We start from the raw sequence: 19,842 nt of genomic DNA, 5'->3' as shown, positions 1-19,842 counted from the left end.
GGAGAGAGCGCTCTCGGCTGCTGTGGGCGAACTACTTCCGGCGCCTTGCCCTGGCCTGGCGGGCCAGCGGCAGATAACGCAGCCGCTCCGGCAGCAGCGGGACCAGGGTGCGTACGACGCGGCTGAACCGGCGCAGCCTGCGCTCCTGCGCGTCGCTCCACTCCAGCCCGAGCGCCTCGCGCGCGTCCGGCGGCAGGTAGCCGACGGTGACGAACGCCCTGAAGCGGGCCAGCGGCGGCAACAGAACGGGCCACAGGGCGCGCAGCACGAGACGTACCGGCAGCGGTCCCCGGTCCGGGGCGGGCACCGGACTGTCGGTGGCGATCAGTTCCCGCACCACGACGGTCGCTTCCAGCTCCTCCGCGAGCACCTTGCGGTAGTACGGCCAGAACTCCTCGATGGTCTGCGGCATGTCCCGGTCGTTGATGCCCAGGATGCGGCCGACCCGCAGCCACTCGGCGTACAGCTGCCGCTCCTGCGCCTCGGTCAGCGGCCGGAAGAGATAGCGCAGGGCGTGCTGGTAGCAGGGGAAGCCGGTGGCGTGGACCCAGGAGTAGTGGGCCGGGTCGAGCGCGTGATAGGGACGGCCGTGCGCGTCGGCGCCCTGGATGCTCTTGTGCAGCTGCCGCAGCCGGCGGCCCTCCTCGACTCCCGCCTCTCCCCCGTACACCCACAGCTGCACGGAGCGCAGCGACCGCTCGCCGCGTCCCCAGGGGTCCGTCCGGAAGACGGAGTGCTGGTCGACGCCCGCGCCGACGGCCGGGCGCGCGACCTGCAGGGTGAGTGCGGCCGGCAGCATGAGCACCGCGCGCACGTCACCGGCGACCGACCACAGGACGCCGCCGGGCGGAGGCGGGACGGGGTCCTGCCCACTGATCTTCATGCCTCCAGTATGCGATTCGGGTCTCCGGCCCGGGGACTCGCTACGGCCGGTGGCCGGCGGCCGGCCGGTGGTCCGCGGCCGGTGCCGGGACGGGCTCGCCGAGGATCCGGCCGGCCAGTTCCCGAGCCAGGCCGTCGGCGTGCGGGCGGAGCACGGCCTCGGCGGCGGCCCGTTCGGCGGCTATGACGGCGGCCCCGTCGATGAGTATCCGCTCGCGTACGCGCATACCGTCCGCGCGGGCGGCGGCGATCAGGGCGACGCCCTCTTCGTGCGCCCGCTGGCGGGTCCTGGCGGCGGCGTGCCGGGCGTCGGCGAGCGCTGACTCGTACAGGGCGCGGACCTGGGCGGCCTCGGCGCGCAGTTCCTCGGCCTCCGCCTCACGTCCGGTGGTGCTCGCCTCGCGCTGCGCCAGGACCTTCGTGACACGGGGCAGGAGGACTCGGGAGAAGAGCCAGAACACGGCGGCGAAGAGCACGAGGCTGACGACGAGTTCGGGAACGCCCGGATTGAGCGGGCCTATGTTCATGGGCAGTAATTGCGAGTTCATGCCCGGGACCTACCCATTCGCACACCTGCGCCAACCCCACCAGTAACACGAGTTGGGGAGATCATGTGCGTCCTGCAAGACGTACGCCGCCCAATGGCTACCGGAAGGTAACTCCGGCTGGTTGGATATGCCGCGCCCGACCATCACCCCCCACCCCAACGGGAGTTCCAGTGCCGCACTCCGCGCTCCGCCGTACCCCTGGCGCAGCCCTGGCCACCGTACTGGCAGCCGCCACACTTGCCGCGACCGCCCCGTCCGCCTCCGCGGCCCCGGTGGCCCCGGCCGCCGCGGCTGCCGTGCCTTCGCTGAAGGTGCTGTCGTACAACGCCTTCCTGTTCAGCAAGAACCTCTATCCGAACTGGGGCCAGGACCACCGCGCGAAGGCCATACCCGCGGCCTCGTTCTTCCAGGGCAACGACCTCGTCGTCGTCCAGGAGGCCTTCGACAACGGCGCCTCCGACGCGCTGAAGAGCAACGCCGCGGCGCAGTACCCCCACCAGACGCCGGTGTTGGGCCGCAGCAAGACCGGCTGGGACGCGACCGGCGGCTCGTACTCCTCGACGACTCCCGAGGACGGCGGGGTCGCGATTCTCAGCAAGTGGCCCGTCGTGCGCAAGGAGCAGTACGTCTACAAGGACGCGTGCGGCGCCGACTGGTACTCCAACAAGGGCTTCGTGTACGCCGTACTGGACGTGAACGGCGCCAAGGTCCACGTGGTCGGCACGCACGCCCAGTCCACCGACCCGGGCTGCGGCGCGGGCGAGGCGGCCCAGATGCGCAGCCGGCAGTTCAAGGCGATCGACGCCTTCCTCGACGGCAAGAACATCCCGGCCTCCGAGCAGGTGATCGTCGCGGGTGACTTCAATGTCGACTCGCACAGCCCGGAGTACGGCACGATGCTCGCCGACGGCGGCCTGACCGGCGACGACGCGCGCACCGGCCACCCCTACTCCTTCGACACCGCCGACAACTCGATCGCCTCCGAGCGCTACCCGGACGACCCGCGCGAGGACCTGGACTACGTCCTGCATCGCGCCGGGCACGTCAAGCCGGAAGGCTGGACGAACGAGGTGATCAAGGAGCAGAGCGCGCCCTGGACCGTCTCCAGCTGGGGAAAGCAGTACACGTACACGAATCTGAGCGACCACTACCCGGTGGTGGCGAGCGGTCGCTGACCGCATGAGTGGGGGCTGATGTCTGCGGACTGAAGTCTGCGGGCTGATGTCACATTCCGCGCCGGCCCGTCCGTCCTGGTGAGCAGAAGACCGGAACGGACGGGCCGAAGGAGAAGGACATGCCTGGGTATGTGACTGTGGTCGGCGGCGGAATCGCGGGTCTGGTTTCCGCGATCGCGTGCGCGGAGGCCGACGTACGCGTGGACCTGTACGAGGCGCACGGCTCGCTCGGAGGACGAGGGAGGGCCACGTCCGCGCCGTACGTCGCGCATGAGGGCCCGCACGTTTTCTACAGCGATCTGCCGCACTGGAGGTGGCTCACCGAGCGCGGGCTGACCGGCCCGTCCGGCCTGCCGCCCCTGCGACAGGCCAAGGCCGGTTTCGTGCGCGACGGGCGCCTGCGGCTCCTGCCACCCGCAGGGCTGGGGCGGATGGTGCTGCCGGGCCGTCCGCGTACCGCGCCGGTCGACGAGACCTTCCACGACTGGGCCGCCCGGCGCTACGGGGAGAGGGCTTCGCGGGCCGCGGCCAACGCGCTCGGTGTGGTGACGTACGACGCCGACACGGGACGGCTGTCGGCCGCCTTCGTGTGGGAACTGTTCCGACGGGTGTACGCGCCGACTGTGCCGACCGTGCGGTGGGTGGCGGGCGGCTGGCAGGGCGTGATCGACCGCATGGAGGCCCGGGCGAGGCAGCTCGGCGTACGGGTCCATACCGGGACGCGGCTGACGGAGCTGCCGAGCGGCAGGCCGGTGATCGTGGCGACGGAATTGTCCTCGGCGCGCGGGCTGCTGGGCGACGACTCGCTGCGCTGGGAGAGCGGGCACTGCGTGATGCGCGATCTGGCGGTGCGCAGCGACCGGCGGGACCGCTTCCTCGCGATCGACCTCGACGCGGGTGGCTTCCACGAGGCGTACTCGATGCAGGACGCGACGATCGCGCCGCGTGGGGAGTCCCTGTTCCAGCAGGACATGCCGGTACGGGCGGGCGAGAGCGTCGGCGAGGCGCGGGAGCGGCTCGACGCGCTGACCGAACTGACGGTGCCGGGGTGGCGGGAGCGGACGACCTGGCAGCGCACGGCCACGGCGAAGGGCCGGACCGGGGCGCTCGACCTGCCGGGGACGACGTGGCGGGACCGTCCGGCGATCGAGCGGGGCGACGGGGTGTACCTGGCGGGGGACATGGTGGCCGCGCCCGGCATGCGGGGGGAGATCGCGATCTTCAGCGGGATCCGGGCTGCGGAGGGTGCGGTACGGGAGGTACGGGGAGCCCGTGGGGCGCGTGAAGTACTTGAGGCACGCTCGGAGCGCTCGGAGCGCTCTTCCGCGCCGTAATCGCGAGCGGTTCGCACCTGGTCGCGGGCTGTTTTTCGGCAGTGGCTGCAAGGGAGTTGCTGTGCCACTGTGACTGCATGGCGGGTCACGGAGACGGGCACGGACATGGGCACGGCGGACACGGCCACGGACACGGGCGCCGTCATCACCATGGCCATCAGGACCGGATCGACCCCGCGCTCGAAGCGTCGGCGGCAGGGCTGCGGACCCTCTGGTTCTCCTTCGCCGTCCTCGCGGCCACCACCGCCGCCCAGGCCGTGGTAGCCGCGATGTCCGGCTCGGTCGCGCTGCTCGGCGACACCGTCCACAACGCCACCGACGCCCTGACCGCCCTGCCCCTCGCCGTCGCCTTCCTGCTGGGGCGGCGCGCGGCGACCCGCCGCTACACCTACGGCTTCGGGCGGGCCGAGGATCTGGCAGGCGTGTTCGTGGTGCTGGTGATCGCCGCCTCCGCGGTGTTCGCCGGGTACGAGGCGACGCGGCGCCTTCTCGATCCGCAGGAGGTCAGCCATCTCCCGGCCGTCGCCGCGGCGGGCCTGATCGGCTTCGCGGGGAACGAGTGGGTGGCGCGGGCCCGTATCCGTACCGGCAGGAAGATCGGCTCGGCCGCGCTGGTCGCCGACGGGCTGCACGCCCGCACCGACGGCTTCACCTCCCTCGCCGTGCTGCTGGGAGCGGGCGGTTCTGCACTCGGCTGGCGTTACGCCGACCCCCTGATCGGGCTGCTGATCACGGCCGCGATCGTGCTGGTGCTGCGCGGCGCGGCGCGTGAGGTCTGGCACCGGCTGATGGACGCGGTGGATCCGGCGCTCGTGGACGAGGCCGAGCACGCGCTCTCGCATGTCGCGGGCGTACGGGCCGTGGGCGCCGTCCGCATGCGGTGGCTCGGGCACAGCCTGCGCGCCGAGACGTCCGTGGTGGTCGACCCCGGCCTGACGGTGGTCCAGGCACACGCGGTGGCGGTGGCGGCCGAGCACGCTCTGCTGCACGCGGTCGACCGCCTGACCGGCGCCACGGTGCACGTGGACCACGCACCGCAGCCGGCGGCCCCGGACCCGCACGCGCCGCTGGCTCACCACTTCTCCTGACGCGTTGCCCTTCGACCGCGCCGGTGACGGCAGAGGTGGCATTCACCCGAACGAGTGCGGTGACGCACCGCACATCGCTGGTAACTTAGAGTGAGTTCGAGGATGTCTGATCTGCCTGGGGGGACGCCATGGCTGCGAATCCGATCGAAGTGGGCCCCGATGACGCGCGCTATGACGCTTTGCGCCGGGGGTTCAACCAGCGCTGGATCGCCCATCCGGACTATGTCGTGGTGGCCACGACGGCGGACGACGTGGTGGCGGCGCTCGCCAAGTTCGTCGGCGACCCTGCCAACCTTCGACGCAAACGCCGGATCACCGTGCGCTCCGGCGGTCACTGCTACGAGAACTTCGTCTCGTCGGGGGATGTCGGCGTCACCATCGACATGAGCCAGATGAACCGCGTCCATTACGACCAGGAGATGAAGGCGTACTGCATCGAGGCGGGTGCGACGAACTGGCACAGCACCACGCAGCTCTACCGGTCGACCGGCCTGGCTCTGCCCGGTGGCTCCTGCTACTCGGTCGGGCTCGGCGGCCACGTCTCGGGCGGCGGCTACGGCCTGCTCTCCAGGCAGTTCGGCCTGACGGTGGACTACCTGTACGCCGTCGAGGTGGTCACCGTCGCCGACGGCAAGAATCCCAGGAAGACGGTGGCCTGCAAGGACTCGACCGACGCGTCGCTGCGCGACCTGTGGTGGGCGCACACCGGTGGAGGCGGCGGCAACTACGGCGTCATCACACGCTATTGGTTCCGAGGTCTGCCGAGTCCTCCCGCCCAGGTGCTGGCCAGGTCCGTCGCCTGGCAGTGGAAGGACTTCCGCGAACACCCTGAGCTCTTCAAGTCGCTCGTCCGCCGCTACGGGCAGTTCTTCGAGTACGAGCAGAACGGAACGCTCCCGGCCGCCTCCTTCGGCACCTATACGTACCGAGACATGTTCACCCTGCTGAAGCTCACCCACATGAGCAGCGGAAAGGTCGGTCTGACGATCCAACTCGACGGCACCGAACCGCACGCGGCGGACCGCCTCGCCGCCTTCCTCGACTGGATCACCAAGGATTTCAAGAAGAAGGACGGCACATACCAGATCGCCGAGACACCACTGGACCAGGCGATCGGCGAGCATCCGGCGCAGGGAGCGCTGTTCATCCCCACCCGGCTCCCGTGGCTGACCGCCACGCAGAGCATCAACGACTCGGGCCCCAACCGCTGCGGCAAGTACAAGTCGGCGTACATGACGAAGGGCTTCACCGATCACCAGATCGACGCGATCCACCGCCACCTCACCGACTCCGGCTACAGCAATCCCGACGCCCTGGTTCAGGTCGACTCCTACGGCGGGGCGATCAACGACGTGGGAGCCGGGGACACGGCCGTTCCGCAGCGCTCCTCGGTCCTGAAACTCCAGTACCAGGCCTACTGGACCTGGGGGAAGGACGCCGACAAGAACGGGGTCTACGACTACCGGGACGCCGAGCAGGACCCGGAGATCGCCGGCCCGCACCTGCGCTGGATCAGGAACTTCTACCAGGACGTCTACCGGCCCACCGGCGGAGTACCGGCGGTGGTCGATCCGGCTCTCCCCGCGACCAGGACGTCGAACACGGACGGCTGCTACATCAACTACCCCGACGTCGACCTCTCGGACACGACCAACCTCAACACCTCGGGCCAGTCCTGGCACCAGCTGTACTACAAGAGCAACTACAAACGCCTGCAACAAGCCAAGAAGTCGTGGGACCCGCACGACATCTTCCGCCACGCCCAGTCCGTCTCCGTGCCCCCGACCACATAGGGCAAGCCCACCTGCAACCACAGGTTCGGGGGTTGCGTCCTTGATCACACCTTCTTACGGTCAAGGAACTGGGGATTGCTTCATGTGTGGCGCATGCGAGACAGGTGACATCGGCGGCGGCAGCGGCAGCGCGGTAAATGGCGCGGGAGTCGGGCGGCGTGGGTTACTCCGGGGAGCGGTGGCGGGAACTGCTGCCGGCGTAGCTCTCGGAGTGGGTACGGGCACGGCTTCCGCCGCAGCGGACGAGCGAAGGCGGCGCCGAGGCACCGGCGGTGCGGTGTCCCTGCGCTGGCTCGGAGTGGCGGGCTGGGAGCTGGCTTTCGGAGAGCACCGGATCCTGGTTGATCCGTACCTCTCGCGTCAGGAATATCGCGTACCGGGCGGCAGCGCCATCGACCCGGACAGAGCCCTGAAGCCCGACAGTGAGACCGTCGAGACGATCGTACGCCGCCATCTGCCCGAACCTCCGGAGCTCATCCTCGTCACGCACGGACACTTCGACCATCTGCTCGATGTCCCGCACCTGCTCAACCGCAGACAATGGCGCGACGATTCGATCCGCACGCTGTGCGGGGAGACGAGCCGACACCTGCTGCATGCCATGGGCGCGCGGCAGAAACGCGTGGACGAATGCATCGTGGTGAGTGGTGGCGAGCTGTTGCGGTTCCCGGCAGGTCCGACCGCTGAACCGCCCGCCTACACAGTGGAGGTGTTCCGCAGCCTGCACAGTCAGTACGGGAATCACGGCTTCTTTGCGCCGGGCACACTGACTGATCCGCCCTCCCAGGTCCGCACGTTGGGGGACATGAGGGAAGGCGGGACACTGGCTTACCAGGTCACCGTGGGCGACGAGTTGCGGGTGATGTTTCTCAGCGGTACTGCGAACCTCTCCGAACGTGAGCTCCAGGGCGCCCGCCCCGACGTGCTTGTGCTCGGTATCAGCGGGCAGGCCGCTGTCCACCGTTACGTGGAACGGGCCATGGAGGTGCTCGGCAAGCCGTCCATCGTCGTGCCGAGCCACCATGACGACATGCTCACATCGCTGCTCTCGCCCGAGCTGGATTCCAGCGTGAGGAAGGACGCCGTCACCGCTCTGCGCTCCACGGTCAGCGCCTATGGCGCCGAGGTACTGGAGCCGCGGCACTTGCACACGCTGCCCCTGTAGGAGCGGAGGGTGCGCCCCGGCCGCGCCCAGGGCGAAGTCGTTGGCGGCCCGCTCCCCGTGCCGACGGCGGTACGCCGCCGCCGGCTCGGGCCGGCGGCGCCGCCACTGACGGTCAGGACTCGGCGTACAGGGCGTCGATCTCGTTCGCGTACTTGTCACGGATCATCCGGCGGCGCAGCTTCAGCGAAGGCGTCAGCTCGCCTGTTTCCGGGGCCCATTCATGCGTGAGCAGCCTGTAGCGCTTGATCTGTTCCGTGCGGTTGAGGCGTGCGTTGGCCGTCTCGACCGCCCGCGCGATTTCGTCCCGTACGGCAGGGTGCTCCGTCAAAGCCGCCAGGTCTCCCTCGATGCCCTGCCCGGCCGCCCACGCAGGTGCCATCTCCGCGTCGAGGACCAGCAGGGCGACCAGGTAGGAGTGGCCGTCGCCGTGGACCAGGGCCTGGCCTATCAAGGGGTGTTCTTTCAACGCGTTCTCGACGAGCGCCGGTGAGACGTTCTTGCCGGTCGACGTGACGATCATTTCCTTCTTGCGGTCGGTCAGCCAGAGGAAGCCGTCCTCGTCGACGCGGCCGACGTCGCCCGTCGCGAACCACTCGTCGGCTGCGTGCGACGCGCCGTCCACTGACCCGTCCGCCAGCAGATAGCCCGCGAAGACGGTCTCCCCACGGACCAATATCTCGCCGTCCTCCGCGATCCGCAGCTCGATTCCGTCGAGCGGCCGGCCCACCGAGCCGAGCCGGAAGGCGGCCGGGCTGTTGGACGTGCAGACCCCCACGGTCTCCGTCAGGCCCCACGCGTCCATGATCACGATGCCGAACCCCGCCCAGAACCTGACCACATCGAGCGGCATCGGCGCTGACGCGCTCGCCGTCCACGCCAGGCGGTCGAAGCCGGCTTTCGCGAGCAGCGGGTCGATGATCCGCTCCTTCGCCCGCCGGTACGCCGCCTCCAGCTCGGCCGGCGGTTCCGACCCCCGCTCCCGGTACCCCACGTGCTCGCGCGCTGTCTCCCCCGCCGCCTCGACCGCCGCCCGCTGCTCCGCCGGCAGTGCGGCGAGTGCGGCCCGTACGGACGCGGCGAGCTTCTCCCACACCCTCGGTACGCCGAAGAACTGCGCCGGGTGCAGCTCGCGCGCCGTCGCCGCGACCGTGGCCGGGTCCGCACAGAGGTAGACGTGCGAGGCGCGGAAAACGGGCAGGTACATGCCGAGCATCCGCTCCGCGATGTGCGCGAAGGGCAGGTAGCAGAGGTGCTCGACGTGGTCGGGCAGCTCGACGGCCCGGTCGAGCGCCAGCGCGTTCGCGACGACCATGCGGTGCGTGATCGGTACGGCCTTCGGGTCGCCGGTGGTTCCCGAGGTGTAGAGGACGGTCAGCGTGTCCTCGGGCCGGGTCTCGTACCAGCCCTTCTCGAAGGCGTCGGGGCGGTGGAGGCGGGCGCCGGTGGCGTGCAGTGAGCCGTACGTACGGTGGGGTCCGGCGTCGGCGGCCTCCACGACCACCAGCTTTTCCAGCGGAGTCCCGGTGTCCGCCAGCAGCGGCTCCCAGCGCTCCAGCTCCCGCGCGGCCTCGACGACGGCGAAGCGGGCACGGCTGTGCCGGGCGATGTGCGTGATCTGCTCCGGCGCGGCCGTCCCGTACACCGTCACGGGTACGGCGCCGAGGTGGGTGAGGGCCAGGTCGGTGAGCCAGTGTTCGGGCCTGTTGCCCATCATCAGCAGTACGTGCTCGCCGCGCTCCACTCCCAGCGCCGCGTACCCGGCGGCCAGCACGGCGGCCTTCCGCCGAACCTCGCTCCAGGTGAGGGTGGTCCACCCCGTACCGCTGCCGGCTCTCCAGGAGAGGGCGGGCAAGTCGCCGTGGTCCTCGGCGTTGCGCAGGAGCAGAGCGGGGAGCGTGAGTTCCGCGGGCTCCCCGGGAAGTCGCAGGATCGTGGTCATGACCGCCTCCTGTCGCCATGGAATGGCCGGACGCTTTCACAACAGTGGTGAGACAGCAATACTGTTGCACTGAATTGCAGCACAGCGGTAGCGGTTGGTCGGTTCACAGCAGCGGGAAGCGAGGCGCAGACATGACGACGGACACCGAGGAGCCGACGCTCACGGTAGACGAGCTGGCCGCACGGGCCGGGGTCACGGTGCGTACGGTGCGCTTCTACAGCACGCGTGGGTTGCTGCCGCCGCCCGTGATCGGTCCGCGCCGCGTGGGTCACTACGGTCCCGCCCACCTGTCGCGACTCGCGCTCATCGAGGAGCTTCAGCACCATGGCATGACGCTCGCCGCGATCGAGCGCTACGTGGAGCAGTTGCCGGCCGACCTGAGCGCGCACGATCTGGCGATCCACCGTGCGCTGGTCGCGAGCTGGGCGTCGCCGGACTCGGCGGAGGACGCGACCCGTGCGGAGCTCGATCGCCGGGCGGGGCGGCCCCTGTCGGAGGAGGACATCGACCGGCTCACCGCGATGGAGGTCCTCGAGCGCGCCGACTCCCCCGACGCCTTTCGCGTCGACCCCGGGCTGCTGGGCCTCGGCATCCAGCTCCTCGGTGTTCCCATAGCCCACGAGACGATCCTCGCGGCCCGAACGATTCTGCTGGAGCACACCCGGTCGGCGGCGCACGCGCTGACGAATCTTTTCAAGGACGAGGTGTGGGGGCCGTACCGGGAGCGCGAGTCGGATCCTGAGCATGTGAGGGCGATGAAGTCGCTGTCGGCGCATATGCAGCCGATGGTGGTGCAGGCGCTGGTCACGGCGTTCCAGCGGTCGCTGAAGGAGGAGTTGCGGGCGGCGTTCAGTGCGGAGTGAGTGGGCGGGTGCGGGGGCCGAGTTACAGCGGGAAGGGGCGGCGGGCAGGGGAAGAATCGCGCAGCGGCACCCGCCTGCCCAGCGCCGGGGCCCCGGCGAGCAGGGGCCCCGGCGTCCGCAGTGGGATCACGCGTCGCTGAACTTTTCCCCCCGCTCCGCCTTCTCCACCAGCAGCGCCGGCGGCGTGAAGCGCTCGCCGTAGGTCGCCGCCAGCTCGCGGGCGCGGGCCACGAAGCCGGGCAGGCCGCCCTCGTAACCGTTGATGTACTGGATCGCGCCGCCCGTCCAGGCCGGGAAGCCGATGCCCATGATCGAGCCGATGTTGGCGTCGGCGACCGACGTCAGTACGCCCTCCTCGAAGCAGCGGACCGTGTCCAGCGCCTCGGAGAAGAGCATCCGCTCCTTCATGTCGGTGAAGGGAATCTCGGCCCCCGGCTTCGTGAAGTGCTCACGCAGGCCCGGCCACAGGCGCGTGCGCTTGCCGTCCTCGCCGTACTCGTAGAAGCCCGCCCCGCCACTTCGGCCCGTACGCCCGAACTCGTCGACCATGCGGTCGATGACCGCGTCCGACGGGTGCCCGGGCCAGGTGCCGCCCGCCTCCTCGACCGCCCGCTTCGTCTCGTTGCGGATCTTGCGCGGGAGGGTGAGGGTCAGCTCGTCCATCAGGGACAGGACCTTCGCCGGGTAGCCGGCCTGCGCCGCCGCCTGCTCGATGGACGCGGGCTCGATGCCCTCGCCGACCATCGCGACGCCCTCGTTGATGAACTGGCCGATGACGCGCGAGGTGAAGAAGCCGCGCGAGTCGTTCACGACGATCGGCGTCTTCTTGATCTGGCGTACGAGGTCGAACGCGCGCGCCAGCGCCTCGTCACCCGTCCGCTCCCCCTTGATGATCTCGACGAGCGGCATCTTGTCGACGGGCGAGAAGAAGTGCAGGCCGATGAAGTCGACGGGCCGGAAAACCCCTTCCGCCAGGCCGGTGATGGGAAGCGTGGAGGTGTTGGAGCAGAGCAGCGCGTCCGGCTCGACGATGTCCTGGATCTCCTGGAACACCTTGTGCTTGAGCGAGGTGTCCTCGAACACCGCCTCGATGACGGCGTCGCAGCCCGCCAGGTCCGCCGGGTCGGCGGTCGGTGTGATGAGGGCCAGGAGCGCGTCCCGCTTGGCCTCGGTCGTACGGCCACGCGAGAGCGCCTTCGCGAGCAGTTTTTCCGAGTACGCCTTGCCCTTGGCGGCGGCCTCCGCCGTGACGTCCTTGAGGACGACCTCGATGCCGGCGCGGGCGCAGGAGTACGCGATGCCCGCGCCCATCATGCCGGCGCCGAGGACGGCGACCTTGCGTACGGGGCGGGGTTCGATGCCCTTGGGGCGGTTGGCACCGGAGTTGACGGCCTGGAGGTCGAAGAAGAACGCCTGGATCATGTTCTTGGCGATCTGACCCGTGACGAGTTCCGTGAAGTACCGCGCCTCGATGGTCAGCGCGGTCTCGAAGTCGACCTGCGAGCCCTCGACGGCCGCCGCGAGGATGTTGCGCGGGGCGGGGTAGGGGGCGCCCGCCGTCTGCTTCTTCAAGTTGGCGGGGAAGGCGGGGAGGTTCGCGGCGAAGCGCGGGCTGGACGGGGTGCCGCCGGGGATCTTGTAGCCCTTTACGTCCCAGGGCTGCTGGGACTCCGGGTTCGCGTCGATGAAGGCGCGCGCCTTGGCGAGCATCTCGTCGGGTGTGGCGGCGAGTTCGTGGACCAGGCCGTTCTCCAGAGCGCGCTGCGGGTTGTACTGGGTGCCCTGGAGCAGGACCTTGAGGAGCGCGTCCGCGATGCCCATCAGGCGTACCGTACGGGTGACTCCGCCGCCCGCCGGGAGCAGACCCAGCGTGACCTCGGGCAGGCCGATCTTGGAGCCGGGCGCGTCGAGGGCGACGCGGTGGTGGCAGGCGAGGGCGATCTCGTAACCGCCGCCGAGGGCCGCGCCGTTGATGGCGGCGACGACGGGCTTGCCGAGGGTCTCGATGCGGCGCAGGGATGCCTTGATCGCCGTACCGGTGTCGAAGGCCTGCTGGGCGTTCTCCGGGCCGACCTTGATCATGTCCTTGAGGTCGCCGCCCGCGAAGAAGGTCTTCTTGGCGGAGGTGAAGATGATGCCGCGGATGGACTCCTTCTCGGCCTCCGCGCGGTCGGCGATGGCCGCGATGGAGGATTTGAAGGCCGCGTTCATGGTGTTCGCGGACTGGTTCGGGTCGTCGAGGACGAGGGTGACGACACCGGTCTCGTCCTGTTCCCAGCGGATGGTGGTGCTCTCGCTCATGAGTTTTCTTCTCCGTGAGGGTGGGACGGGACGGTCAGAGACGCTCGATGACGGTGGCGATGCCCATGCCGCCGCCGACGCACAGCGTGGCCAGGCCGTACCGCTGGTCGCGGCGCTCCAGCTCGTCGATGAGCGTGCCGAGGATCATCGCGCCGGTGGCGCCCAGCGGGTGGCCCATGGCGATGGCGCCGCCGTTGACGTTGACCTTGTCGAGGGAGATGCCCATGTCCTTGACGAAGCGCAGTACGACGCCCGCGAAGGCCTCGTTGATTTCGACCAGGTCGATGTCGTCGATGGTCAGGCCGGCCTTGGCGAGCGCCTTGCGGGTGGCGGGCGCGGGGCCGGTCAGCATGATCGTCGGCTCGGAGCCGGACACGGCGGCCGAGATGATGCGGGCGCGCGGCGTCAGGCCGTAGCGCTCGCCGACCGCCTGCGAGCCGATGGCGACGAGAGCCGCGCCGTCGACGATGCCGGAGGAGTTGCCCGCGTGGTGGACGTGGTCGATCTGTTCGACCCAGTGGTACTTCTGCAGGGCGACGGCGTCGAAGCCGCCGTGCTCTCCGATCATCGCGAAGGACGGCTTGAGCGCGCCGAGCGACTCGGCCGTCGTACCGGGCCGCATGTGCTCGTCGTGGTCGAGGACGACCAGGCCGTTGCGGTCAAGGACCGGGACGACCGAGCGCTTGAAGCGGCCGTCCTTCCACGCCTCGGCGGCCCGCTCCTGCGACAGGGCGGCGTACGAGTCGACGTCGTGGCGGGTGAAGCCCTCGATGGTGGCGATGAGGTCGGCGCCGATGCCCTGGGGCGCGAAGCCGGTGTCCCAGCTCGTCATCGGGTCCATGGCCCAGGCGCCGCCGTCCGAGCCCATGGGGACGCGCGACATCGACTCGACGCCACCCGCGAGAACCAGGTCCTCCCACCCCGAACGGACCTTCGCCGCCGCCATGTTGACGGCTTCGAGACCCGACGCACAGAAGCGGTTCTCCTGTACGCCGGCGACGGTGTCCGGCAGCCCGGCGGCCACGGCGGCGGTGCGCGCGATGTCCGAGCCCTGGTCACCGAGCGGGCTGACGACGCCGAGGACGATGTCGTCGACGGCAGCCGGGTCGAGGTCGGGGAAGCGGCGGCGGATCTCGTGGATGAGGCCGACGACGAGGTCGATCGGCTTGGTGCCGTGCAGGGCGCCGTTGGCCTTGCCGCGTCCGCGCGGGGTGCGGATCGCGTCGTACACAAACGCTTCGGTACTCAAGACAGCAGCCTTTCGAGGGGTACGTAACAAGAGCAAGAGAAGGAGGGCCGGAGGATCAGGCGAGGAGCGAGCGGCCGATGATTTCCTTCATGATCTCGGTCGTGCCGCCGTAGATCGTCTGGATACGGCCGTCGGTGAAGGCCTTGGCGACGCGGTACTCGGTCATGTAGCCGTAGCCGCCGTGCAGTTGCAGGCAGCGGTCGGCGACGCGCTTCTGGAGTTCGGTGGCCCACCACTTGGCCATCGACGCGTGGACGGCGTCGAGTTCCCCGTTCGAGTGATCGACGATGCAGCGGTCGAGGAACGTACGGGTGACGGCGCACTCGGTGGCCATCTCCGCGATCTCGAAGCGGATGTGCTGGAGCTTGGACAGCGGCCGCCCGAACGCCTCGCGCTCCTTGACGTACGTCGTGGTGATCTCCAGGAGGTACTCGGCGGCGGCGATCCCGGCGACCGCGATGCCCATGCGCTCCTGGGCGAGGTTGGTCATCAGGTGGATGAAGGCGCCGTTCAGCTCGCCGAGCAGGTTCTCCTTGGGGACGCGTACGTCGTTGAAGAACAGCTCGGCGGTGTCCTGGGACTTCTGGCCGATCTTGTCGAGGTTGCGGCCCCGCTCGAAGCCTTCCGCGCCGCGCTCCACGACGAGCAGGGACAGCCCCTTCGCGCCGCCCTCGGGTGACGTCTTGGCGACGACGATCACCAGGTCGGCCAGGATGCCGTTGGAGATGAAGGTCTTCGATCCGTTGAGCAGCCAGTGGTCGCCCCGGTCCTCGGCGGTCGTACGGATGCCCTGGAGGTCCGAGCCCGCCCCCGGTTCCGTCATCGCGACGGCGGTGATCGTCTCACCGGAGCAGAAGCCGGGCAGCCAGCGCCGCTTCTGCTCGTCGGTGCCCAGGCCGGTGAGGTACGGGCCGATGATGTCGTTGTGCAGGCCGAGCGCGAGCCCGGCGGCGCCCGCGCGGGTGAACTCCTCGGCGAGTACGGCGCTGTAGCGGAAGTCGGCGTTCCCGCCGCCCCCGTACTCCTCCGGTACGGCGAGACCGAGCAGCCCCTGCTTCCCTGCCGCCAGCCACGCCTCCCGGCTTACGATGCCGTCCTTCTCCCACTGTTCGTAGTACGGCGTCACCTCCTTCGCCAGGAAGGTGCGCACGGTCTCCCGGAAGGCCTCGTGCTCCGCGGTGAAGATCTGACGCTTCAACTCTGCCTCTTCTCGATGCTCGGTACGTCCCAGTCGCGGGCCACTTCCGCGGTGTCCGCACCTGGCTGGGCGGGGCCGCTGTGCACAGCCCCCGGCGTGGCCGAGAAGCGCGGGGCGGGGGCGGGCTGGGTGATGCCGCCGTGGGTGGTGAAGGTGGAGCGGGCGGCGAGGTGCGGGTGGGAGGGGGCCTCGCGCAGGGAGAGGACGGGCGCGACACAGGCGTCCGAGCCCTCGAAAACGGCGGTCCACTCGTCGCGGGTCCTCGTCCGGAAGCGGGCGGCGATCGCGTCGCGCAGCTCACCCCAGCGGGCCATGTCGGCGCGGGCTTCCGCCTCGGCCTCCTCGATGCCGAGCAGGCCGGTGAACTCGGCGTAGAACTGCTGTTCCAGCGCGCCCACCGCCATGTACTGGCCGTCGGAGGTCTCGTAATTGCCGTAGAAGGGGCAGCCGCCGTCGAGAAGGTTCGCCTCCCGCCGGTCCTGCCAGCCGCCGGCCGCCATCATCCCGTGAATCATCGTGGCGAGATGGGCCGCGCCGTCCACGATCGCGGCGTCGACGACCTGGCCGGTGCCGCCTTCGGTACGGGCGTGCTGGAGCGCGGCGAGGACGCCGATGACGAGGTAGAGCGAGCCACCCGCGTAGTCGCCGACGAGGTTCGCTGGAATGGTGGGCGGTTCGTCCGGTTTGCCGAACATGCCGAGGGTGCCGGTGAGGGCGATGTACGCGATGTCGTGTCCGGCGCGCTGCGCGAGCGGGCCTTCCTGGCCCCAGCCCGTCATCCGCCCGTACACAAGCTGCGGATTACGGGCCAGGCAGGCATCGGGGCCGACGCCGAGGCGCTCGGCGACTCCGGGCCGGTAGCCCTCGACGAGTACATCGGCGCGCTCGACGAGGTCGAGGACCTGGGCCGGGCCGTCCGCCGATTTGAGGTCGACGATCACCGAGCGTTTGTTGCGGTTGGTGAGGTCGTACGCCGGGTCGATGCCCAGCCCCGCGCCGCCGGGGCGGTCCACGCGCACCACGTCGGCGCCGAGGTCGGCGAGGAGCATGGCGGCGAACGGGCCGGGGCCGATTCCCGCCAGTTCCACCACGCGCACTCCGCAGAGCGGGCCGTTCCCTGTCGCTGCCATCAAGCCCCCAGCGCTGTGACACAACTGATGTAACACCAGCGATGGTAAGAACGTGTTCCACTCCGCACAAGACCCTGGACCGAGCAAGCGCTTAGATTTCAGTGCTCGTCGAGCTCGGCGACCAGCTTCCTGGTCGCGATGACGCGGTAGCTCTCCTCCACCCACTCGCACAGCAGCTGGGCGGACGGCGCTCCCTTCCGGTCCAGAGGCACCTGCACCCACCCGGCCTTGCCGAGCCCGTAGCCGGCGGGCTCCGCGCCGGGCGACATCATGGCGTGCGCGTGGACCGTCTCGTCCTTGAGTTTGACGGTCACTCCGGGCGGATAACTGCCGTCGGCGACCCCGAGAAACGCGAAGATCTTCTTGTTGGCCTTGATGACGGTCTCGCCCCAGGGGAACTCCTCCACCGCACCCGGCAGAGTGAGGGCGAACTCCCTCACCTTTTCCCGCTTTTTCAGGACGTCCTTCGGTACCGCAACCATGCCTGCCTCCCTGGTCGCCCACTTCTCCTGTTCCCACGCTAGCCTCGGCCACCGACAACGCCGCGCAACCAACGAGGGAGGGCTCAATGAGCCGGGACAACGGGGCACAGCGCCCGTACGACATCGTGCTTTTCGGAGCGACGGGCTTCGTCGGGGAACTGACCGCGGAGTACCTCGCCGCGCACGCACCCGCCGACTGCCGCTGGGCGATCGCCGGACGCAATCAGGCAAAGCTGGAGAAGCTGCGCGAGCGGCTCGTAGCGCTCAATCCGGTCTGCGCGACCCTCCCCATCCTGCACGCCGACGCGGCCGACCCCGCCTCGCTGCGCGAACTCGCCGCGCGTACCCGGGTGGTGGCGACGACCGTCGGGCCCTACATCTGGTACGGCGAAGAGCTCGTCGCGGCCTGCGCCGAGGCGGGCACGGACTACGCGGACCTGTCGGGCGAGCCGGAGTTCGCCGACCGTATGTATCTGGCGTACGACGCTCGGGCGCGGGAGACGGGGGCCCGGATCGTGCACGCGTGCGGCTTCGACTCGGTCCCGCACGACCTGGGCGTGTACTTCACGGTGAAGCAGCTCCCCGAGGACACACCTCTGCGTATCGATGGTTTTGTCCGCTCCAACGCGATGTTCTCGGGCGGCACCTTCGCCTCCGCCATCACCGCGTTCGGGCGCGGGCGGCAGATGCTGCGGGCCGCGAAGGAGCGCCGGCTGTCCGAGCCGAGGCTCGTGGGGCGGCGGGCCCGGGCGCCGATCGGTGCGCCTCGGCGCAGCCGTGAGACGGGGACGTGGGCGCTGCCGCTGGCGACCATCGACCCGCAGATGGTGGCGCGTTCGGCGGCCGCGCTGGAGCGGTACGGGCCCGACTTCCGCTACCGGCACTACGCGGCGGTGAAGTGGCTGCCGGTGGCGGCCGGCGGGGTGGCGGCGGTGGGAGCGGTGTTCGCGCTGGCGCAGTTCCCGGCGGCACGGACGTGGCTGATGAGCCGGTACGCGGCCGGTTCGGGACCCGACGAGGAGCGCAGGGGCCGCAGCTGGTTCACGGTGCGGTTCGTCGGCGAAGGCGGCGGGCGCCGGGTGTTCACCGAGGTGTCCGGGGGCGACCCCGGCTACGACGAGACGGCGAAGATCCTGGCCGAGTCGGTGCTGTGCCTGGCCTTCGACAAGCTGCCCGTGACGTCGGGGCAGGTGACGACGGCGGTGGCGATGGGAGACGCGCTGCTGGAGCGGCTTGTGTCGGCGGGGCTGAGGTTCCGGGTTGCGGCCGTGCGGGAGTGACGCGTATGCGCGGTGCCCTGTGCCGCGAGTGGCCCGTGGGTCAGCTGCCGGAGATCCAGCCCGCGATGGTGTAGATCATCCCGCCGGTCCAGCCCAGCGCGGCCAGGCCGCCGGCCAGGATGACCATGTTCATACGGCGGCCTGCGCGGTGGACGGTCACGGCTTCGGCAGCCGTCCTGGGAGGGCCGGGGTGCGTGGGGTGATCGGGGTGCGTGTATGCGGTCATACGATCACTCTGTCCGATTACGGCAATTCAAACATCCGTACAGATACTCAGTTACGCGGTTGTTCCGAAACCGGCACCAATCGCATCGCGCAGGGCACGGCGACAGAGGGTGTCCGCCGCGCGCGTCGACTCCGGGATGCGGAAGCCGGGCGCGAGGCGCAGGGTGTGCGCGCAGGCGTTCTCCAGGCTCACGCGGTGGCCGACGGAGACGAAGACCGGCTTCACGCCGTCCTGGGTGCGCAGTGCGCGGCCCACTTCTTCGCCGGCCTCGTCGAGGAGGGGGGACTCGGCGCCGCGGCGAGGACCCGGCTGCTCGTACGTGAAGGTGAAGGGGTTCTTGGCCACCCCGATGGTCGCGAGGCCCGTCACGACGCCGAGGTGACTGGCGAGGCCGAAGCGGCGGGGGTGGGCCTGCCCGTATCCGTCGCAGACCACCAGGCCCGGGTCCGCCGACAGGGACTCGAGGGCGGCGAGCACCGTCGGGAGCTCGCGGAACGCGAGGAGGCCGGGGACGTACGGGAAGGCTACGCGGCCGACCGCGGTGGCCTCCTCGACGACGGTGAGCGTCGCGGCGTCGAGGACGACGGCCGCCGCGGCCACTACGTCACGCCCGTCGTCGTACGCCACGTCCACGCCGGTGATCAGCCCCGTGCCGGGGGGCGGGCCGGGCTCGTCGAGCACTACGCGGGCGCGCAGCTCGTCCTGGATCGCTCGGGCTTCGGCTTCGTCGGCGGGGGAACGCAGGCTCTTCATAGTGATCAGAAGGGTACGGGTAGCCTGGCGATCATGTTCGTACTGGAGTTGACCTACACCGCGCCCGTCGAGCGCGTCGACGAGTTGATGGAAGCGCATGTGGCGTGGCTGGACGCGCAGTACGAGGCGGGGGTTTTCATCGCCTCGGGACGTAAGCAGCCGCGTGACGGCGGGGTGATCCTGGCCGTCGCGGACGACCGGGCGCGGATCGAGGAGATCGCCGCGGCCGATCCGTTCACGGTGGCGGGGGTTTGCGCGTACCGGATCACGGAGTTCGTGGCGACGAAGACGGCGCCGGCGCTGGCCCCGTACCGGCAGCAATTGCCGGCATAGGGACGGCCGGCCCCCTCCCGATGTGACACTGTGCGGCTCCGCCCCAGACCCGGCCGCACGGATCGCGGTGCCGGGAGGGGACGTGTCGGGGCGCTCCCCGCAG

18 protein-coding genes are annotated in these 19,842 nt (G+C 70.0%); 8 read left to right on the top strand and 10 right to left on the bottom strand.

Features of this window, described 5'->3' with window-relative positions:
- Window positions 1–31: 31 nt before the first annotated feature.
- Both AC1P0E_RS29235 and AC1P0E_RS29230 read right to left on the bottom strand, forming a co-directional pair.
- A complete protein-coding gene (locus tag AC1P0E_RS29235) occupies window positions 32–883 on the bottom strand; it encodes an oxygenase MpaB family protein (RefSeq protein ID WP_482745102.1) in 852 nt (283 codons plus the stop codon).
- A 40-nt stretch (window positions 884–923) separates the two neighbouring features.
- A complete protein-coding gene (locus tag AC1P0E_RS29230; protein WP_482745101.1) occupies window positions 924–1,430 on the bottom strand; it encodes a F0F1 ATP synthase subunit B family protein in 507 nt (168 codons plus the stop codon).
- Window positions 1,431–1,600: 170 nt separating this feature from the next.
- On the opposite strand from AC1P0E_RS29230, the gene sph reads away from it, so the two are divergent.
- The 5 genes from sph to AC1P0E_RS29205 all read left to right on the top strand — a co-directional run bounded on the left by sph (window position 1,601) and on the right by AC1P0E_RS29205 (window position 7,985).
- Window positions 1,601–2,605 (top strand): sphingomyelin phosphodiesterase, encoded by a 1,005-nt coding sequence (sph, locus tag AC1P0E_RS29225; RefSeq protein ID WP_482745100.1) that lies wholly within the window; start codon window positions 1,601–1,603, stop codon window positions 2,603–2,605.
- 119 nt (window positions 2,606–2,724) lie between these two features.
- Window positions 2,725–3,939 (top strand): NAD(P)-binding protein, encoded by a 1,215-nt coding sequence (locus AC1P0E_RS29220; RefSeq protein WP_482745099.1) that lies wholly within the window; start codon window positions 2,725–2,727, stop codon window positions 3,937–3,939.
- A gap of 77 nt (window positions 3,940–4,016) precedes the next feature.
- Window positions 4,017–5,027, top strand: coding sequence for a cation diffusion facilitator family transporter (locus AC1P0E_RS29215; protein ID WP_482745098.1), 1,011 nt, complete (start codon window positions 4,017–4,019; stop codon window positions 5,025–5,027).
- Window positions 5,028–5,155: 128 nt separating this feature from the next.
- Window positions 5,156–6,820 (top strand): FAD-binding oxidoreductase, encoded by a 1,665-nt coding sequence (locus AC1P0E_RS29210; protein ID WP_482745097.1) that lies wholly within the window; start codon window positions 5,156–5,158, stop codon window positions 6,818–6,820.
- Between the two features lie 277 nt (window positions 6,821–7,097).
- Window positions 7,098–7,985 carry an MBL fold metallo-hydrolase gene (locus AC1P0E_RS29205; protein WP_482745096.1) on the top strand — a complete coding sequence of 296 codons (888 nt, stop codon included), beginning with the start codon at window positions 7,098–7,100 and terminating at the stop codon, window positions 7,983–7,985.
- Between the two features lie 112 nt (window positions 7,986–8,097).
- On the opposite strand, the gene AC1P0E_RS29200 is transcribed toward AC1P0E_RS29205, so the two are convergent.
- On the bottom strand, window positions 8,098–9,924 hold the full coding sequence (locus AC1P0E_RS29200; protein WP_482745095.1) for an AMP-dependent synthetase/ligase: 1,827 nt from the start codon (window positions 9,922–9,924) through the stop codon (window positions 8,098–8,100).
- A 131-nt stretch (window positions 9,925–10,055) separates the two neighbouring features.
- Here AC1P0E_RS29200 and AC1P0E_RS29195 point away from each other — a divergent pair, with 131 nt between their 5' ends.
- Window positions 10,056–10,787: a MerR family transcriptional regulator gene (locus AC1P0E_RS29195; RefSeq protein ID WP_482745094.1), complete on the top strand. Its 732-nt coding sequence runs from the start codon at window positions 10,056–10,058 to the stop codon at window positions 10,785–10,787.
- A gap of 126 nt (window positions 10,788–10,913) precedes the next feature.
- Here the strand turns inward: AC1P0E_RS29195 and AC1P0E_RS29190 are convergent, their stop codons facing one another.
- From AC1P0E_RS29190 to AC1P0E_RS29170, 5 genes are all read right to left on the bottom strand, one after another.
- The gene (locus tag AC1P0E_RS29190; RefSeq protein ID WP_482745093.1) at window positions 10,914–13,088 is read right to left on the bottom strand and encodes a 3-hydroxyacyl-CoA dehydrogenase NAD-binding domain-containing protein; all 2,175 of its coding nucleotides are present in this window, start codon (window positions 13,086–13,088) and stop codon (window positions 10,914–10,916) included.
- A gap of 34 nt (window positions 13,089–13,122) precedes the next feature.
- Window positions 13,123–14,337: an acetyl-CoA C-acetyltransferase gene (locus AC1P0E_RS29185; protein ID WP_482745092.1), complete on the bottom strand. Its 1,215-nt coding sequence runs from the start codon at window positions 14,335–14,337 to the stop codon at window positions 13,123–13,125.
- A gap of 55 nt (window positions 14,338–14,392) precedes the next feature.
- Complete coding sequence (locus AC1P0E_RS29180) at window positions 14,393–15,535, bottom strand: acyl-CoA dehydrogenase family protein (protein ID WP_482745091.1); 1,143 nt, start codon at window positions 15,533–15,535, stop codon at window positions 14,393–14,395.
- A complete protein-coding gene (locus tag AC1P0E_RS29175; protein ID WP_482745090.1) occupies window positions 15,532–16,665 on the bottom strand; it encodes a CaiB/BaiF CoA transferase family protein in 1,134 nt (377 codons plus the stop codon). The genes AC1P0E_RS29180 and AC1P0E_RS29175 overlap by 4 nt, the downstream gene beginning before the upstream one ends.
- Window positions 16,666–16,763: 98 nt before the next feature.
- The gene (locus AC1P0E_RS29170; protein WP_482745089.1) at window positions 16,764–17,147 is read right to left on the bottom strand and encodes an MmcQ/YjbR family DNA-binding protein; all 384 of its coding nucleotides are present in this window, start codon (window positions 17,145–17,147) and stop codon (window positions 16,764–16,766) included.
- An 86-nt stretch (window positions 17,148–17,233) separates the two neighbouring features.
- On the opposite strand from AC1P0E_RS29170, the gene AC1P0E_RS29165 reads away from it, so the two are divergent.
- Window positions 17,234–18,427 carry a saccharopine dehydrogenase family protein gene (locus AC1P0E_RS29165; protein WP_482745088.1) on the top strand — a complete coding sequence of 398 codons (1,194 nt, stop codon included), beginning with the start codon at window positions 17,234–17,236 and terminating at the stop codon, window positions 18,425–18,427.
- Between the two features lie 40 nt (window positions 18,428–18,467).
- Here AC1P0E_RS29165 and mmpA read toward each other — a convergent pair whose 3' ends face one another.
- Together mmpA and AC1P0E_RS29155 are read right to left on the bottom strand one after the other, a co-directional pair.
- Window positions 18,468–18,653, bottom strand: a complete 186-nt coding sequence (gene mmpA, locus AC1P0E_RS29160; RefSeq protein WP_482745087.1) for a morphogenic membrane protein MmpA — start codon at window positions 18,651–18,653, stop codon at window positions 18,468–18,470.
- A gap of 51 nt (window positions 18,654–18,704) precedes the next feature.
- Entirely contained in the window at window positions 18,705–19,406 is a 702-nt protein-coding gene (locus AC1P0E_RS29155) for an endonuclease V (RefSeq protein ID WP_482745086.1), read from the bottom strand.
- A 33-nt stretch (window positions 19,407–19,439) separates the two neighbouring features.
- On the opposite strand from AC1P0E_RS29155, the gene AC1P0E_RS29150 reads away from it, so the two are divergent.
- Window positions 19,440–19,739, top strand: a complete 300-nt coding sequence (locus AC1P0E_RS29150) for a YciI family protein (RefSeq protein WP_482745085.1) — start codon at window positions 19,440–19,442, stop codon at window positions 19,737–19,739.
- Window positions 19,740–19,842 lie beyond the last annotated feature (103 nt).

This window comes from Streptomyces sp. TRD_SC_5 (genome assembly GCF_056836825.1).
The sequence above is the reverse complement of the archived record's forward strand: the minus strand, read 5'-3'. Positions and strand labels throughout refer to the sequence as shown.

Bases quoted from the DNA above. Each gene is read 5' to 3' on its own strand.
- AC1P0E_RS29235 (WP_482745102.1), bottom strand. From the start codon at position 883: ATGAAGATCAGTGGGCAGGACCCCGTCCCGCCTCCGCCCGGCGGCGTC.
- AC1P0E_RS29230 (WP_482745101.1), bottom strand. From the start codon at position 1,430: ATGAACTCGCAATTACTGCCCATGAACATAGGCCCGCTCAATCCGGGC.
- AC1P0E_RS29220 (WP_482745099.1), top strand. From the start codon at position 2,725: ATGCCTGGGTATGTGACTGTGGTCGGCGGCGGAATCGCGGGTCTGGTT.
- AC1P0E_RS29215 (WP_482745098.1), top strand. From the start codon at position 4,017: ATGGCGGGTCACGGAGACGGGCACGGACATGGGCACGGCGGACACGGC.
- AC1P0E_RS29210 (WP_482745097.1), top strand. From the start codon at position 5,156: ATGGCTGCGAATCCGATCGAAGTGGGCCCCGATGACGCGCGCTATGAC.
- AC1P0E_RS29200 (WP_482745095.1), bottom strand. From the start codon at position 9,924: ATGACCACGATCCTGCGACTTCCCGGGGAGCCCGCGGAACTCACGCTC.
- AC1P0E_RS29195 (WP_482745094.1), top strand. From the start codon at position 10,056: ATGACGACGGACACCGAGGAGCCGACGCTCACGGTAGACGAGCTGGCC.
- AC1P0E_RS29190 (WP_482745093.1), bottom strand. From the start codon at position 13,088: ATGAGCGAGAGCACCACCATCCGCTGGGAACAGGACGAGACCGGTGTC.
- AC1P0E_RS29175 (WP_482745090.1), bottom strand. From the start codon at position 16,665: ATGGCAGCGACAGGGAACGGCCCGCTCTGCGGAGTGCGCGTGGTGGAA.
- AC1P0E_RS29170 (WP_482745089.1), bottom strand. From the start codon at position 17,147: ATGGTTGCGGTACCGAAGGACGTCCTGAAAAAGCGGGAAAAGGTGAGG.
- AC1P0E_RS29165 (WP_482745088.1), top strand. From the start codon at position 17,234: ATGAGCCGGGACAACGGGGCACAGCGCCCGTACGACATCGTGCTTTTC.
- mmpA (WP_482745087.1), bottom strand. From the start codon at position 18,653: ATGACCGCATACACGCACCCCGATCACCCCACGCACCCCGGCCCTCCC.
- AC1P0E_RS29155 (WP_482745086.1), bottom strand. From the start codon at position 19,406: ATGAAGAGCCTGCGTTCCCCCGCCGACGAAGCCGAAGCCCGAGCGATC.
- AC1P0E_RS29150 (WP_482745085.1), top strand. From the start codon at position 19,440: ATGTTCGTACTGGAGTTGACCTACACCGCGCCCGTCGAGCGCGTCGAC.